Source organism: Gordonia spumicola (genome assembly GCF_009932475.1).
In the GTDB taxonomy this organism is placed as follows: Bacteria; Actinomycetota; Actinomycetes; order Mycobacteriales; family Mycobacteriaceae; genus Gordonia; species Gordonia spumicola.
Genome location: NZ_BJOV01000002.1, coordinates 126,427 through 142,853, shown reverse-complemented (window position 1 = coordinate 142,853; position 16,427 = coordinate 126,427). Strand labels below are relative to the sequence as shown.

Annotated in this window: 14 protein-coding genes and 1 pseudogene; 7 read left to right on the top strand and 8 right to left on the bottom strand. The window is 68.7% G+C overall.

All coding sequences use genetic code 11. The features are described 5' to 3' along the window. The 5 genes from GYB83_RS02640 to GYB83_RS02620 form a co-directional block, all read right to left on the bottom strand. Complete coding sequence (locus tag GYB83_RS02640) at nt 1-1,005, bottom strand: isopenicillin N synthase family dioxygenase (RefSeq protein WP_161894024.1); 1,005 nt, start codon at nt 1,003-1,005, stop codon at nt 1-3. A gap of 96 nt (nt 1,006-1,101) precedes the next feature. After that, nucleotides 1,102-2,331 carry an alpha/beta hydrolase gene (locus GYB83_RS02635; RefSeq protein WP_161894023.1) on the bottom strand — a complete coding sequence of 410 codons (1,230 nt, stop codon included), beginning with the start codon at nt 2,329-2,331 and terminating at the stop codon, nt 1,102-1,104. Further along, entirely contained in the window at nt 2,328-2,573 is a 246-nt protein-coding gene (locus GYB83_RS02630) for a hypothetical protein (protein ID WP_161894022.1), read from the bottom strand. The genes GYB83_RS02635 and GYB83_RS02630 overlap by 4 nt, the downstream gene beginning before the upstream one ends. Further along, nucleotides 2,573-3,196, bottom strand: a complete 624-nt coding sequence (locus tag GYB83_RS02625; protein ID WP_161894021.1) for a VOC family protein — start codon at nt 3,194-3,196, stop codon at nt 2,573-2,575. The genes GYB83_RS02630 and GYB83_RS02625 overlap by 1 nt, the downstream gene beginning before the upstream one ends. Before the next feature lie 9 nt (nt 3,197-3,205). Beyond that, nucleotides 3,206-3,949, bottom strand: a complete 744-nt coding sequence (locus tag GYB83_RS02620) for a maleate cis-trans isomerase family protein (RefSeq protein ID WP_161894020.1) — start codon at nt 3,947-3,949, stop codon at nt 3,206-3,208. A gap of 265 nt (nt 3,950-4,214) precedes the next feature. On the opposite strand from GYB83_RS02620, the gene GYB83_RS02615 reads away from it, so the two are divergent. The 5 genes and pseudogenes from GYB83_RS02615 (at nt 4,215) to GYB83_RS02595 (ending at nt 12,628) form a co-directional block, all read left to right on the top strand. Then, a complete protein-coding gene (locus GYB83_RS02615) occupies nt 4,215-6,323 on the top strand; it encodes a hydantoinase/oxoprolinase family protein (protein WP_161894019.1) in 2,109 nt (702 codons plus the stop codon). 20 nt (nt 6,324-6,343) lie between these two features. Continuing rightward, nucleotides 6,344-8,665: pseudogene (locus GYB83_RS02610) on the top strand (hydantoinase B/oxoprolinase family protein). A 9-nt stretch (nt 8,666-8,674) separates the two neighbouring features. After that, nucleotides 8,675-10,351 (top strand): (2,3-dihydroxybenzoyl)adenylate synthase, encoded by a 1,677-nt coding sequence (locus GYB83_RS02605; RefSeq protein ID WP_161894018.1) that lies wholly within the window; start codon nt 8,675-8,677, stop codon nt 10,349-10,351. Then, on the top strand, nt 10,348-11,868 hold the full coding sequence (locus GYB83_RS02600) for an FAD-dependent monooxygenase (RefSeq protein ID WP_161894017.1): 1,521 nt from the start codon (nt 10,348-10,350) through the stop codon (nt 11,866-11,868). The genes GYB83_RS02605 and GYB83_RS02600 overlap by 4 nt, the downstream gene beginning before the upstream one ends. Before the next feature lie 16 nt (nt 11,869-11,884). Further along, nucleotides 11,885-12,628, top strand: a complete 744-nt coding sequence (locus tag GYB83_RS02595; RefSeq protein ID WP_161894016.1) for a TetR/AcrR family transcriptional regulator — start codon at nt 11,885-11,887, stop codon at nt 12,626-12,628. 134 nt (nt 12,629-12,762) lie between these two features. On the opposite strand, the gene GYB83_RS02590 is transcribed toward GYB83_RS02595, so the two are convergent. Next, entirely contained in the window at nt 12,763-13,038 is a 276-nt protein-coding gene (locus GYB83_RS02590) for a hypothetical protein (RefSeq protein WP_161894015.1), read from the bottom strand. Nucleotides 13,039-13,144: 106 nt separating this feature from the next. Further along, complete coding sequence (locus GYB83_RS02585; protein WP_161894014.1) at nt 13,145-13,351, bottom strand: hypothetical protein; 207 nt, start codon at nt 13,349-13,351, stop codon at nt 13,145-13,147. A 165-nt stretch (nt 13,352-13,516) separates the two neighbouring features. Between GYB83_RS02585 and GYB83_RS02580 the strand changes: the two genes are divergently transcribed. Both GYB83_RS02580 and GYB83_RS02575 read left to right on the top strand, forming a co-directional pair. Continuing rightward, on the top strand, nt 13,517-14,743 hold the full coding sequence (locus GYB83_RS02580) for a sensor histidine kinase (protein ID WP_161894013.1): 1,227 nt from the start codon (nt 13,517-13,519) through the stop codon (nt 14,741-14,743). Beyond that, complete coding sequence (locus tag GYB83_RS02575; RefSeq protein WP_161894012.1) at nt 14,740-15,420, top strand: response regulator; 681 nt, start codon at nt 14,740-14,742, stop codon at nt 15,418-15,420. Before GYB83_RS02580 ends, GYB83_RS02575 begins: the two co-directional genes overlap by 4 nt. A gap of 97 nt (nt 15,421-15,517) precedes the next feature. Here GYB83_RS02575 and GYB83_RS02570 read toward each other — a convergent pair whose 3' ends face one another. Beyond that, a complete protein-coding gene (locus GYB83_RS02570; protein WP_161894011.1) occupies nt 15,518-16,411 on the bottom strand; it encodes a GIY-YIG nuclease family protein in 894 nt (297 codons plus the stop codon). Nucleotides 16,412-16,427 lie beyond the last annotated feature (16 nt).

Below are 16,427 nucleotides of genomic sequence, written 5' to 3'. Positions count from 1 at the left end.
TCAGCAGAGAAGGTCCGCGTGATGGATGCGGGCGACGTCGGGGTGCGCGCGGAGACGGGCTTTGAGCATGTTCTCGCCGAAGGTCCCGGAGATCACGTTGTCGGGGTCGAGCGTGACGCCGCGCGCTTGCGCGGCGAGGTCGGCGGGCAGGTCGATCCGGGGCATCGTCGACGATAGCGCCGGGTTGAAGAAGTACGGGACGGACAGGCGTTCGGCTCCGACCTCGGGAGACCGGACGCGATGCAACGTCGCCTTCAGGTAGCCGTCGGTGGCGTACTCCATCAGCTCGCCGATGTTGACGACGAACGCGTCGTCGAGCGGCGGGACGTCGATCCAGTCGCCGTCGTGCTCCACCTGCAGTCCACCCTTGCCGGGTTCGATGAGCAGCAGCGTCAGGACTCCGGGGTCCTTGTGGGCGCCGACGCCCTGGCGGTCCTGGGAGGTGTCGCGGCCCGGATAGCGGACCAGTTTCAGCAGCGTGTGCGGGCGCTCGGCGAACGCGTCGTCGAAGACGTCGCGGTCGGCGCCCAGACCGACGGCCCATTCGCGCATGAGGTTCAGACCGATCGCGTGGAGCCGGTTCTCCCAGTCGGTGATCACCGCGCGGAACTCGGGTAGGGCGGCAGGCCATTGATTGGGGCCGTCGAGCCGCAGGTAGGCGGGGCCGTCGCCGAGCGGTTCGTATTCGGCGGCCACGTCGATCTGCTCCCGCCAGTCGATGCTGCCCTGCGTGTACTCGCCGCCGAAGCGCGTGTAGCCGCGGAACTGGGGGCTGCCCAGCATCTCGACGTCGAGCTTGTCGGCCTCCGGGAGGGCGAAGAACTCGCGCGCCGCGGCGAACAGGCGGTCGCGCACGTCGCGGCCGATGCCGTGTCCCACGAGGTAGAAGAAGCCGTACTCGTGGGTCGCCGTCCGCAGGGAGTCGCCGAACGCGCGCCGATCGTCGTCGGTCCCGTTCAGGAGTGACATGTCGACGATCGGCAGCGCGCTGCGAGGCTGGCTCATGCGTGGAGCAACGGGCCGGGCGGTCGTGAAATTCCCGCGTGGACGCCCACCCGGCTCGTCGAGCGGAGTCCAGACGCGTAGATGCGATGGACGGGATCAGAAGCCACGGGCTTCGAGCCAGTCGCCGATCTCGGCGGCGGCGAGTGAGGCGCCCGTCGGAGCTCCGGACGCGATCGGTCCGCCGAAGTGTGTGCCTGCCACGCGGCGGTGCTCCACGTCGGACGAGCCGAGGGCGGCGACCATCGCCCTCGCGTCGTCGGGGAAGCACGCGGCGTCGCCTGTCAGCTCGACGAACAGCGACGGCACGCGGACCCCTGGCGCGCACCGCAGGAAGTCGGCGTTGGTGGTGTTCGCAGACCACGTGGACAGCCACGCCTCCGCCGTGACGAGCCGACAGAATCCGACGAGCCCGTAGTCGGTGAGGTCGGGGCGGCGGCCGAACAGCGAGCCGTACGGTCGATCGTTCGGATCGAGCGACAGGTCCATGAACCGCAGATCGGCGTCCGTGCGGTACACGGTCATCACCTGCGGGGCGAGGGCCGCCCGGCGGTCGCGCGGATCTTGAGACGAGGCGAAACGGGCGCGCGCGGCAGACGTGCCGGCGACGAGTTCCCGCGCACGCGCATCGAGCCGCGCCACTCGGTCGGCCTGCGCCGAGCGGTACCGCATCACGAACTCGGGGGAGTACGTCGACGACGTCCCCGGTTCGGCGAAACCGTTGTCCGGGGAGAACGGGTCGAGCGTCGCGTCCACCGACATGGGATCGGTCTCGTCGGCGACCGACGGGTCGATGAGCCGTTGCAGCAACGCGCCTTGTCCGGGATGCGGGGCCATGAAGACGGCGGCGTCGGGGACCGGCATGTCGGCGGATGCGAGGTCGACACGGCGGCCGGACGGGGCGGCGGTCAGACGCTCCTCGGGCGTCAGCCACGCCTGCTGGTGATAGAAGGCGAACAGGGTTCCACCGCCCGAATGGCCGAGTGTGACGCGCCTGTCGAATCCGCGGTCCCGTAGAAGGACCTGGCCCGCCGCGGCGTCGAGCAACGCCTGCTCGTGGATCAGGTTGAGGTCGTTGTTCGTCGACCGTGCGCCCTGCGTCCATACCGCGTAGCCGCGCGCGAGCAGTTCGGGAACCAGAACGTGATGAGTGAGATCCTGCCGCGGGTGCATCAACGACACGACCGTCGTCGCGCCGGGCGTCGTCCGCAGGACGCCGTTGACCTTCGCGCCGTCGGACGTCGACAGTTCGTGCGCCGACGTCACCGTGGACTCCGGGATCGCCGCCGACTCGATGTACCGGCCCGCGCCGAGCCGCGGCGACGTCATCGCTGCTCCAGACGAATCGCGTCCTTGTCCCACTGGATGATGCGGGCCGCGATCAGTCCGGCGACACTGCTGTACCAGACGGCGTGACGACAGCCGGTGGCTCGACGGTCGATGACGATCTCACCGGGGGCGCTGACCTTGAAGTACGGCCCGATCCGTTCGACGGTGACGGTGTCGGCCGTCGCGGCCACCTCCACCACGGGACGGTTCTCGGGGACGTCGAGCACGAGAACGCTGATCATCACGCCTGCACCTCCTGCCACGCCTCGGCGCGTTCGACGATCAGTTCGGCCTTGCGGACGAGCAGTGCGTCCATCGAAGGATTCGGTGCGGAGACGATGTCGACGAGCGCGTCGATCGTCAGGTTGGCGTCGAGGTCTTCCTGCGGCGTCACCGGTCGCATCGCGCGGGTGATCTCGATCATGTAGCCGTTGGGATCGTGGGTGTAGATCGACTCGATCGTCTCGTGCTGGATCTGCATCTCCACGGGCCAGTCGCTGGCGTCGAGGCGGCGACGGTACTCCATCAGGTGCTCCTCGCTCTCGACGTGGATGGCGAGGTGCCGCGACCGGATGAACCAGATCGGGACCTCCTCGCCGAACCGCGAGTACGAGTCGCCCTGCGGTCCGCCGTCGAACGGCTCCAGACCGAAGTAGTAGAAGAACGCGAGGCGGTCCCCATTGCCGATGTCGAAGAAGAAGTGGATGAAGTCGGGGTGCTCGTCGGGCCCCCAACCCGCGGCGCAGATCGAGTGCACCACGGGGAAGCCGAGGGTGTCGCGGTAGAACCGAACAGTGCCCGCCGGGTCGAAGGTGGGGTAGGCGACGTGGTCGACGCCCTGTACGAGGTGTGCTGATTCGGACATGTCGAACTCCTAGTCGAGGTCGGAGCGCAGGAGGCTGCCTGCGCCGGGGATGGTGACGGGCAGGTCGAGGCCGCGGAGGATGCTGTAGGCGCCCGCGGTTGCGGCGGACAGCACGGGCAGCCCGAACTCCTTCTCGGCGGCGTCGACGAGGTGCAGTGACGGCATCTGCACGCAGCAGCTGATGACGAGGGCGTCGACGCCGGTCAGGTCGAGGGAGCGGGCCGCCTCCATGATTCGGTCGCCGGGGATGCAGCCGACGTCGTTGTTGTCGGCCACTTCGAGGGCCCGCCATTCCACGATCTCGATTCCTTCGGCCTCCAGATATGCGACGACCCGCTCGGCGAGCGGCCGCATGTACGGCATCACCAGGCTGACCCGTTTCGCGTCGAGTGCGCGCACGCCTTCGACGAGCACGCCTGCACTCGACCGGATACGGGCTTCCGATCCACCCGTGGCGAGTTGTTCGGCGACGGCGGATTCGACGCGCTGATGCTCGCCGGGGCCGCCGACCATGATCGCGACGAGGCACGCGTAGAGGATCACCTCGGGCGAGGCGTCGCCGATCTCGAGGACGCAGCGCTCGCGCTGCGCGTTCATCGCGGCGAGACCTTCGGGCGACACCTGGTGCATGCGCATGCGGGTGGAATGGAACGAGAAGTCGGCGTCCGGGTGGGCGCCGAGGATGCGCGGCATCTCGGTCTCGACGGTGACGTTGGAGCTGGGAACGACCAGCCCGATGCGGTGGGTGTTCATTGGTGCCTCTCGGTGGGTGTCAATTATTCGTCGTTAGTGACGAGTATTGGACCGTTCGGTTCGTTCGTCAAGTCCTCCGAGGCAACTGGGTTCATTTGAAATGCCAGATGAGAGGCCATCTGGAACTTCATCGACGCGACCGTCGAGAAATTTACGCTCTGCTCTTGACTTTCTTTGCGCAAGCGTCGAATAATCGACGTCAGCAAGCATCAGGTGATGCGCATCACTAGGGTGGTGGGCACGTCAGAAGGAGATCTCAGGGCTCATGGCATACGTAATCGGCGTCGATGTCGGTGGCACGTTCACCGACGCAGTTCTGGACGACGGAGAAGGAATGGTGGTGGCGGGCAAGGCTCCGTCCACCCCGCCCGACTACTCGGAAGGCGTGATGGACGTGCTCGAGGTCCTCGCCGAGCAACTCGGGCAGTCGCTCGACGAGATGCTCGCGAACACGCATCACATCGCGCACGGCACCACGTCGTCGCTCAACGCACTGGTGATGAACAAAGTCCCCGACATCGGGTTCCTCACCACCAAGGGGCACCGCGACTCGATCTACATCATGAACGTCGAGGGCCGCTACCTCGGCCGGGCGCCCGAAGAACTGCAGAACCCCATCGGGCAGAGCAAGTCCCACGGCCTCGTCCGCAAGCGTCACGCCCTCGAAGTGACCGAGCGGGTCGACCGCGACGGCCGCGTTGTTGTGCCCCTCGACGAGGACGAGGTGCGCGCCGCCGTCCGCACGCTGATCGCCGACGGCATCAGCGCGATCGCCGTGTCGCTGCTGTGGTCGTTCCGCAACCCGGCGCACGAGCAGCGGATCCGCGAGATCGCCCACGAGATCGACCCGAGCCTGTTCGTCGCGATCTCCAGCGAGGTGTCGCCCCGCATCCGCGAGTTCGCCCGCAATGCGACGACGATCATGAGCACCCAGGTCGGTCCGGGTCTGCGCGACTATCTCGGCGAGCTCGAGACCAAGCTCCGTGATCACAAGCTGACCGGTCCGCTGCTTGTGATGCAGAGCAACGGCGGCGCGGTCGCGGCGGCCGAGGCCCCCGGCAACGCCATCTCGACTGTCGGCTCGGTCCTCACCGGCGGTGTGGTCGGCGCCGTCCAACTCGGACAGCAGCTCGGCCATGACAACATCATCGCCACCGACGCGGGCGGCACCACCTTCCTGGCCGGCCTCATCGTCGGCGGCGAACCCGTCCGATCGTCCACGACGATCATCAACCATCACCCGATCAACGTGCCGACCCTCGAGGTCCACGCCATCGGCTCCGGCGGCGGCGCGATCGCCTGGATCGATGCGGGCGGCAACCTGCAGATCGGTCCGCACAGCGCGCAGGCCGTCCCCGGCCCGGCCTGCTATGGCAACGGCGGCACCGAGCCCACCAACACCGACGCGAACCTGGTGCTGGGCATAATCCCCGAGCGCGGACTCCTCGGTGGCCGCCGCGCCCTCGACGTGAGCCTGGCCCGTGAGGCCATCCGCACCCGCATCGCCGAACCCCTCGGGTTGTCCGTGGAAGACGCCGCCGCCGCGATCTACGAGGTGCAGAACGCGCAGACCGGCGACCTCCTCCGCAAGACCGTCGTCGAGGCGGGTCACGACCCGCGCGACTTCATCGTCTACGCGTTCGGCGGTTCCGGCCCCGCCCACTGCGGCCTGTACGCACAGGAGATCGGAGCCACCGACGTCGTCGTCCCGCTCGGCCAGGTGGCCTCGGCGTTCTCCGCGTACGGCCTCGCGTCGTCGGACATCGTGCTCGCCAAGGAGATGTCCGACCCGGCGGCGTTGCCGCTCGACCCGGCCCGCGTCCAGGCCAACTTCGAAGGCCTCGAGTCCCAGGTCCGCGAGATGCTCGAACGGCAGGGGCTGCACTTCTCGTCCGTCGAGATCGAGCGCGAGATCGACATGCGGTACACGATGCAGCTCGCGGAGGTCGCCACCCCGATCCCCGGCGGCGACCTCGACGCGCAGAAGCTCGCTGACGCCGAAGCGGTGTTCGAGCAGCGCTACGGCGACCTGTACGGCAAGGACTCCGGGTTCCGGGAGGCAGGCGTCCAGGCGATCACCTACCGAGTCCGCGGCACCGGCGTCCTGCCGTTCTCGCCGGTCCTCCCCGAACTGGCCGCCGGCGAGTCGGCGGACGCGTCGGTCGCACTGACCGGCGTCCGCAAGGTGTGCCTCGGCGCCACCCGCGGCTACGTCGACACCGACATCTACGACTACACGAAGCTGCGGGCGGGCCACGTCCTGCGCGGCCCGGCCGTCATCGAGGTCCCGACCACCACCGTCGTCGTCCCCCACGACACCACCGGAACCATCGATCGACTCGGCAACCTGCACATCACGGTCGACCAGGCCTGAAGACCTCTAGGAGAATTGACATGACCGCACCGATTCCCGGCTCCGAGGTGTTCTCGAGCCGCCCCGTGGACCCCGAAGCACTCAGTCGCGCCGTCGGCGCCAAGGTGCCGCTGCACACCGTGACCCAGGAGCAGATCGACGCCGTCGACCCGCTCACCTACGAGGTGATCCGTCACCGCTTGTGGTCGGTGACCGACGAGATGGGCGAGGCGCTCAAGCGCATGTCCGGATCGCCGATCGTGACCGACGCCAACGACTTCGACTTCGCGGTCAGCGACGAAGTGGGCCAGGAAGTCCAGGTCGGCCTCTACAACACGATGCTCGTCGGCGCCGTCGACCTCGCCATCTACTGGACTCTGCAGAACCGCTCCGACAACCCGGGGATCGTCGAAGGCGACATGTTCCTCTGCAACGACCCGTGGGTGGGCGGCGGTCTGCACTAGAGCGACGTGATCGTGTACCAGCCGATCTTCTACGACGGCAAGCTCTTCGGCTGGACCAGCGCCATCTGCCACGAGCCCGACCTCGGCGGCTCGGGTCTCGGTTCGTTCGATCCGGGCGCGAAGGACGTGTTCTCCGAGTCGCTGCCGACGCCGCCGATCAAGGTCGTCCGCGACTACGTGCTGCAGCGCGACGTCGCCGACGCGTGGACCCGCCGATCACGGGTCCCGATGCTCGTCGGCCTCGACCTGCGGGCCAAGATCGGCGCCAACACGGTCGGCCGCAACCGCCTCCTCGCGGTGATCGAGCAGTACGGCGCCGACACCGTCAAGGCCGTCATGAAGCGCATGATGAACGACGCCGAGGGGCGTCTCCGCACCAAGCTGACGTCGCTTCCCGACGGTACCTGGAAGGCCACCGGGTACCAGGACCAGGCGTCGACGGGCGACCGCGGCCTGCACAAGATCACCGTCGCCATGACCAAGCAGGACGATCACTTGACGTTCGACTTCACCGGAACAGATCCGCAGACCGGCGTCATCAACTGCACCTACGCCGGCATGCGCGGCGGCGTGATGCTGGCCCTGCTGCCGATCCTCGCCGGGGACATCCCGTGGTCGGCGGGCGGTCTGATGCGCTGCTTCGAACTCGTCTCCGAAGCGGGGACGATCAACAACGCGACGTTCCCGGCCGCGGTGAGCCGCGGACCGATCGGGCCCGCGTGGCTCACCGGCAATCTGATCGCCGAATGCCTCGCGCAGATGCTCGACCAGGACATCGAGCTCGGCAAGAATGTGCAGGCGTCGTGCTGCGGCACCTGGGACACCGCCGTCGTCGCAGGTCTGGACGAGCGTGGCGAGCAGCCGGTGCCGTTCCTGAACATCATGATGGAACCGATGGCAGGCGGCTACGGTGCACGGCCCGTCGCCGACGGCATGGACACCGGCGGCCTGTTCTGCATCCCGATGGGCCGCATCCCGGACACCGAGATGACCGAGTTCCTGTACCCGCTGCTCACCCTGTGGCGGCGGGAGGAACCCGACTCCGGCGGCCCCGGCCGGATGCGCGGCGGCGTCAGCGCATCGCTCGCGGTCACCCCGTACGGCAGCAGCGTCCCGATGGGTCTGGTGTTCGCGTCGGCAGGCAAGGCCGTCGCGCAGAACGGCGGTCTCGCCGGTGGTCTGCCGGGCAACACGGGCCTGGAGATCCTGGCCCGAGACTCTGCGATCGGCGACCTGATCAAGGCCGGAAAGCTGCCGGCGAACCTCGACGAGCTGGGCGGCACCCAGGAGATCGGCGCCTGCTACGCCGAGAGCTATCTGGCCCCCGGTGAGGTGCTGTTCATGCACTGGCAGGGCGGCGGCGGGTACGGCGACCCGCTGCGCCGTGACCCGGCGTCGGTGGCCGCCGACGTCGTCAACGGCAAGGTGACCACCGACGGCGCCCTGGTGAACTACGGCGTCGTCGTCGACGGCGAGTCCGTCGACGAGGCGGCCACCGCGGCCACGCGCGACGAGATGCTCGCGCAGCGTCGAGACCGCTCGACGATCCCGGCGTCGCAAGACGCCCGCGTCGACCTGTCCGCGGCACGTCGCGTGGACGACAACCTCGCCCAGCTCACGATCGGCGACGCCAAGGTGATCGCCTGCGCCCACTGCGGCCGGATCCTGGGCGACACCAAGTCCGGACACCTGTCGCTGGCCCACTACGAGGGACCGTCGAGCGAGGCCGGACCGCAGGTCACGTCCGCGCCCGGCGAGTACGTGGACGCCGACGTCGTCTTCCGCCAGCAGTGCTGCCCCGGCTGCTTCACCGCCGTGTACTCGGGCATCGTCCCGGCCGATCATCCCGATCACGTCGGCGAGCTCACCAGCCTGCTGCCCGCCGCACCGACGGTCTAGGAGTTCGACGTGACTGCATTCGACTGGGGCGGCGCTCTCGTGCCGTACCCCGCCGACGTGGCCGAGGCCTATCGGACGAGCGGGGAGTGGAGCGAGCTGCCCACCGGCCGCCGGTTCCACGACGCCGCGCTCGCCGACCCCGACCGACCCGCGCTGATCACCGCCGACGGCACCCTCACCTACCGTGAGCTCGACGAACGGACGGATCAGATCGCGGCGGCGTTCGGTGCCCGTGGGCTGGCGCCTCGCGACCCGGTGATCTTCCAGGTCACCAACCGCCTCGCGACAGTCCTCGCCTGGTACGGATGCCTCAAGGCCGGACTGATCCCGGTCGCGACGCTCGCTCAGCACCGCATGCACGAGATCGGGCACATCGGGCCGAAGGTCGGAGCGGTGGCGCACATCGTCGAGACCGGACTGTCGTTCGACCTCGTCGGGTTCGCCCGTGACGTCGCCGCGCAGCAGCCCGCGATGGCGCACCTGTTCACCGTCGGCGAGCGCGCCGAAGGCGTCGACCGCATCGAGGAGCTCGGCGTCGACATCGACCCGGCGGACGCCCGCGCGTTCGTCGAGTCGGTTGAGGCGGGCATCGCCTCGGAGGACGTCGCCGTCTTCCAGCTGTCGGGCGGCACCACGGGCGTTCCCAAGGTGATCCCGCGGATCCACGCGGAGTACTGGAACAACGCGCTGTTCTACGCCCGAGCCCTTGACTGGTCGGCCGATTCGCTTGTGGGACACCTGATTCCGGTGATCCACAATGCGGGCATCTCGTGTGCGTTGCACGCCGCGCACTCGGTCGGCGCAACGCTGGTGTTGGCGAACCCCGACCACGTCGCGGCGTTCGCGTTGATGTCGGACGCGGGCGTCACCGATCTGCTGATCGGGCACGGCCACTACCGGGCCGTGCAGTCGCCGGAGTTCGAGCCGCTGCTGGCGACCGTGCGTCACACCGTCCTGTCCGGGGCCAAAGTGTCCGCCGACCTGTTCGCGCGGGTCGACGACGGCGGTCGCCGCTGGGCGGGGCAGATGTTCGGCATGAGCGAAGGCATGTTCATGGTGTCGACGCTCGACTCGCCTGCCCGATTCCGGTCGTCGACCGTCGGCTGGGCGATCGCGCCGTCCGACGAGATCCGCATCCTCGAACCGGGTCGGGAGACCGAACTGGCCGACGGTGAGGTCGGCGAGTTGTGCTGCCGCGGCCCGTACACGATCCGCGGGTACTTCGACGCGGCCGAACACAATGCGAGCGCCTTCACCTCGGACGGCTTCTACCGCACCGGCGACCTGGCCGCGGTGCGCCGGGACGCCGACGGCAGACCCAACCTGTCGATCGAGGGCCGGATCAAGGACCTGATCAACCGCGGCGGCGAGAAGGTGAACGCCGAGGAGGTCGAGGTGCTGCTGATGCGTCATCCGGGGATCGCCGCGGCCGCGGTCGTCGCCATGCCCGACGCGCGGCTCGGCGAGAAGGTGTGTGCGTTCGTCGTCGCCGGAGAAGGGGCGTCCGAGCTTTCGATGACGCAGGTCCAGGGCCATATGGACGGACTCGGCGTCGCCAAATTCAAATGGCCCGAACGGCTGGTCTGGGTGGCGGAGCTGCCGAAGACCAACGTCGGGAAGATCAACAAGAAGAGCCTGCGCGCCGATGTCGCCGCGCTGCTCGAATCGGAAGGAGCGCAGTCATGAGACTCGCCTCTATCGCGGTCCTCGGAGGAGGGCCCGGCGGCCTGTATGCTGCTCGACTGCTCAAGAAGAGTCATCCCGACGCCGTTGTCACCGTGTACGAACAGGGCGTCCCCGATCAGACGTTCGGGTTCGGCGTCGGCCTCGCATCGCGGACACAGCGGAACCTGCGGCAGGCGGACGAGGCGTCGTTGAACGCGATCGTCGAGCAGTCGCACCCGCACGAGATGTCGATGAAAGTCGGGGACAGTCAGGTCCGGTTGGCGCACGGGGAACTCCTCGCGATCGGCCGGGCGACGCTGCTGTCGGTGCTGCAGCGTTTCGCTCGCGAGGCAGGGGTGGAGTTGCGGTTCGGTGAGCGCGTCACCGTCGCCGATGTGGACGCCGATCTGATCGTCGCGGCGGACGGCATCAACAGTGTCACCCGGACCGAGCTGGCCGACGAGTTCGGTCCGCACATCGCGCAGGGGGAGGGGCTGTACCTGTGGTGCGGCACCGACTTCGCGTTGGAGAGCGCCGTGTTCACGCCGGTCACCACCGAGCACGGCACGTTCGTGGCCCACGCGTACCCGTACGCCGACGATCGCAGCACGTTCCTCATCGAGACCGATGAGCGGACGTGGCAACGCGCCGGGTTCGACGTGTCGACCGAGGCGACGCCGGCGTCGGAGAGTGATCAGGTGTCGCTCGACTACCTGCAGGCGGCGTTCTCCGAGACGCTGCAGGGACATCGCCTGATCGGCAATCGCACCAAATGGACAACGTTCCGGACCATCCGCTGCGATTCGTGGCACACCCGCAACATCGTCCTGCTCGGCGACGCCGCCCACACCGCGCACTATTCGATCGGATCGGGCACCAAGCTCGCGATGGAGGACGCGATCGTGCTCGATCGCGCGCTGCTCGAGCACGACGATCTGGAGTCGGCGTTCGACACCTACGAGGCCGAGCGCAGGCCTGCCGTCGACCATCTGCAGGCGATCGCCGAACGGTCGATGGTGTGGTGGGACAACTTCCCCGAGCGCCTCGCCATGCCCGTCGAACAGTTGATGATCGCGTACATGACACGGGCCGGGAAAGTGTCGTTGGAACGGTTCGCCGAGTCGGCGTCGGGCCTGGTGACGGCCGGTCTGGCGGCCTACGGCGAGTGCGGCGTCGACGACGTTCCCGCGTCGGGCGAGGTTGTCGAGTGGGCGCTGTCGCGTCCGACCGCCGGGCGGTCGGATCGTCTCGCCGACGCGGATCTCCGTGACGCCGACGGCACGGCTCTGGTCGAGATCGCGGACCGCCCGTGGAGCGCGGCCATGCGGCGTTTGATCGCTCAGCCGCCCGCCGCGTCGACCGTGTGGTTGACCGGCGCCGACGATCGGGAGTCGACTCTCGACCGTCTCGACGTCGGCGAGGCCCTGCGGCGTCGGACCGGCGCCGTCGTGGTCGTCGACGTTCCGGAGGAGTTCCGGGCCGACGCCGCCGCCGGAGCCGTCAGTGAGCGCGTCGACCTCGTGTCATTCACATCGTGAGGAATAATCGGTGGTCATGACCACTGATGTCGCTGATCAGGGCGGCGAGGAGGCTCCGGCCCCTCGCCGCCGCGGTCGTCCCCGCGTCCGCCGCGAGCTCGTGGAGCGTGAGATCAAGGAGAACGCGACCCGCCTGTTCGCGGAGAAGGGCGTCGCGGGCACCACGCTGCAGGACATCGCCGAAGCCACCGGTCTCACGCGGCAGGCCGTGTATCACTACGTCGCGAACAAGGACGAACTGTTCGCGCAGCTCGTCAGCGAGATCGCCGAGGAGCCGGCGCAGCTCTTGCATCAGGTGAACGCGATGTCGCATCTCGGCCCGCGCGAGAAACTGCAGCGGATGTCGGAGGCCCTCGCCGTGCAACAGATGCGCAACGGAGACAGGTTCCGGCTGATGATCCGGTCCGAGTCCGACCTTCCCGAAGCGCTTGCGGCGTCGTATGCGGCGAGTCGCCGAGCGGTGTTGAAAGAGCTGATCACGGTGATCGACAACGGCATCGAGGTCGGAGTCTTCCGTTCGGTGAACCCGCGGACCGCGGCTCTCGGCGTCGTCGGCATGCTCAACTGGATCGCCTGGTGGCACCAGCCCGGCGACGACGAGAACGCCGTCGCCGCCGAACTGGCCGATATGGCCGTCCGCTCCGTGCTCTCCGACGAACCTCCGTCGTCCATCCCGAGCGTCCCCCGTCTCATCCGCAGCATGCGCCAAGAACTCGACCAACTCGACCGCATGCTCGGGACCGGCCCGGATCCTCGCTGACGTAGCTGGAGATCTCGGTGTTCCGGCGGGAGTGCGCTGGGTCGGTTCGTCGCGATGTGCGGTGCGGTGATCGAGGAGTACGGCGAGACCTTGGTGAAGTCGCCGTTCTTGGGTGCGGACCCGTTCGGCCGCCGTCAGTGGTCGTCGAGCATGATCTTGTCGAGCGCCCACGCGGCGGCGGACATCAGAGCGACCGCGTCGAGGAGGTGCGCGGCGAGAGCGCCGACATAGGTGGGGCCGCCCCAGGCGTTGACAGTGAAACTCGGGTCGAGTCCGGCGACGAGTTGGAGACCGATCCGGAACGCCCCGTACAGGATCAGGGCGACGAGGGCGGCGGTGGCGACGCCCCGGGGCCGGCCGGCGTCGAATGTCGTGCAGCGTCCGCCGGACCCGGCGGTGGGCGCGTGCACCGAGTGGCAGGAGCAGGACCGGCCCGCGGCGTCCGGCGCGCCTGCGGTGGACGAAGACGCTCACTGCCACGACGGCGGCGAGCGTGGCGAGAGCCAGGTGCGGCCACTATGCGGCGGTCCCGGCGACACGCGGTCCGGGGTCGGCCGGGCGGCCCGCGTAGAGGACTGCTCCCTGGGCGAGGCCCGCGGTGAACAGGGTGCCGAAGGCGGCGGCCGACGACCGGGAGAGTCGAGTGGCGGCGCAGTTCGGAGCGGTGCAGTCGGGAGAGGTGCAAGGGCGAGAGGTGCAGTGATGTGCGGTGTGAGTGGTCATGTCTTCACGGTGCTCTCCGATCGGCTCGCCGTCGTCGGTCCGCGGGCCTGACTGCGGGTGGTGCCCGCGCAGGACCGGGGACCCGCGGGTGGTACCTGAGGAGGAGGCAGGCGGTGGCCTCGAGGACGATGCGCTGGTTCGCTGCGGCTCGTAGTGTCGGATGACATGGCCGATTCGTCTCAGCCCGTCGTCGACGGTGACCGCCCGCCGTGGCATGTCCGGATCGCGGACAGGTTCGGCGCCGAACGGACCGCACGGTTCGTCGACGCAGCGCTCGCACTCGGCTGTTTTGTCCTGTTCACCGGTCCGCTTCTGGTCGGCGCTGTCGACCGGCAGGGGCCGCTCCCGGCGCAGGCGCTGCTCGGGGTGCTCGCTGCGGCCCCGGTGGCGGTCCGCCGACGGCGCCCGGTCGGTGCGCTGGTCACGATCTCGGTGGTCCTCGCGGTGGCGCCGCTCCTCGGGGTGCAGTTCACGCCGTTCGTCTCCGACGCCGGACCCGCGCTGCCGATCGCGGTGTACACGGTCGCCGTCGCCCGCCCTCGACGGTTGTCGGCGGCGGTGACGGTCGCGGCGGTGCTGGCGGCCACGGTGGGCGCGTTGGTCGCCTACGTCCTGCGCCCGGACATCGATCAGAACGCCGTCCAGTTGGCGCTCGCGATCCCCGCGTGGCTGATCGGAGACGCGGTGCGGACCGGGCGCGACTATCGGCGGCGGGTCGCCGAGCAGGAACAGCTGGCCGCCGCCGAACAGCGGCGTCGGCTGCGCGCCGAGGAACACGTGCGGCTGTCGCGGGAGGTGCACGACGTGGTCTCGCACGGGCTGAGCATGATCGCCGTCCAGGCGGGGACCGGCCGGATGGTGTTCGACGCCCGGCCGGATCAGGCGCGGCAGGCGCTCGCCACGATCGAAGTCGCGAGCCGGGCGGCGCTCACCGATCTGCGGGGTCTGCTGCGGGACATCCGCGATAGCGGGTCCGGCGGCGGTTCGGGGACCGGCTTGGCCGACTTGTCCGCGCTCGTCGCGCGGATCGGCGACGATGGGGTGATCGCGGTGACGCTCACCGAGGACGGCGTCCCGCGCGACTACCCGCCCGCGGTGGACCTGTCCGGCTATCGCATCGTCCAGGAGGCCGTCACGAACGCCGTCAAACATGCGCCGGGTGCGGCGGTGCGCATCGAACTGAGTCATCGGCCGTCCGAGCTGATCCTCACGGTCAGCGACGACGGCGGGTCCGCGCCTGCCGTCCCGCTCGCCGGGTCTGGCCTCGGGCTGGCCGGGATCCGGGAACGCGCCGACCTGCTCGGCGGCGAGGTGGTGGCCGGACCCAACGACGACGGCGGGTTCACGGTGTCCGCGTGCCTGCCCGTCGCCGACCAGGCAGCGGGCGCATGACCGAGCCGATCAGGGTGCTCGTCGTCGACGACGAGCAGCTCGTCCGCGCCGGGTTCGCGCTCCTCATCGACGCGACGCCCTACCTGACTGCGGTGGGGGAGGCCGGTGACGGCGGGGAAGCGGTGCGCGCCGCGCGGCGCCTGCGGCCCGACGTCGTCGTCATGGACATCCGGATGCCCGGCATCGACGGGCTGGAGGCCACCCGGCTGATCACCGCCGACGTCGACGCCCCGCGCGTCCTGATCGTCACCACGTTCGACGAGGACGATCACGTGTTCGCCGCGCTCCGCGGTGGCGCGAGCGGCTTCCTCCTCAAAGACACGCCACCGGAGGAGTTGGTGGACGCGATCCGCACAGTCGCACGCGGCGACGCGCTGCTCGCGCCGACGATCACCCGCAGGCTGATCACCGAGTTCGTCCGCACCCCGCCGTCGGCGCCCCGGGGCCCGACGGTGCCGGACACCCTCACCGACCGGGAACTCGAGGTGTTCGCGCTCGTCGCCGCCGGTCTGTCGAACGGTGAGATCGCCGATCGCCTCTATCTCGGGATCACGACGGTGAAGACGCATGTGGGGCGACTGTTGACGAAACTCGAAGCCCGCGACCGCGTCCACCTGGTGATCCGGGCGTACGAAACGGGCCTGGCGTCGGCCGGTCCTACATCGGACGCCCGGTGAATGGTCATCCGCAGCATGCGCAACGAACTCGACCAGCTCGACCGCATGCCCGGGACCGGTCCGGATCCTCGCTGACCTCGGGTGTCGATCTTTCGGCTCACGCCTCGAAGTCTGTGTGGTCGAGGAGGATCGACGGAACGCCCTCGGCTCGTCGCTGCAGTTCAGCGGCCGCGTTCCAATTGTGGGAGTTCTTGTATCGACTCTCCCGGCCTGTTTCTCGAAGTTCGAGGATGCCTTCGGTCCAGTAGGCGATCAGGCTTCTCCGGACGCCGGGCAGTGCGAGCAGTTCGTTCGCCTCGGTGAGGTCGCCTTCGAAGTAGATGCTCGTCGCACGGTCGCGCTGGGACGCGTAGTCGGCGTCGTCGATTGACCCCGCATGGTTGCGCACCCAACGTTTGACGTCGGGGTAGTCGCGTATCAGCTTGTCCACGACGATCACGTTCCGGTGTCGTGTCTGGCCGGGCTTCGGGGTGGTGGAGTAGGCGACCTCATGTGGCCCGATGTTGACAGTGAAATATCGGCCGCTGGACGGGAACAGCGACAGCGTCCACGCGCCCTGCTCGCCCGAGAATGCCGATAGGCCGGCGCTCCGGTAGAGGGAGTCGAGGTAGGCGGCGAGGTCGGGGTCGAAGAAGCCGCGCTCCAGCTTTGGGTACGCGTGGACCTCGGATCTCTCGGGAACAGTCCTCAATAGGCCGCGTGCTTCCACGACTGAGATGTCGAACAGCTCGTTCTGGTGCTCGATACTGGCGTCATACCGTGACCGGATCGCGCGATGTATGCGTGTCTCCACGGCGACGACGTCAGTCACATGCACGAGGTCCGCGATGGTCCAGGGGCCGTGTGCTTGGTACGCCGGAGTCTGGTTGATCTCTCGAAGTCGGTGCGGCGGGAGGTTCTCGGTACGCCCGATCTTGACGCTCGAACAGTTCGGCGACGTAAGTACGTAGATGTAGCCCTGCCGGGGGCCCGATGGCGTGGTCAAGAGCATGCCTTTCATCCTGATT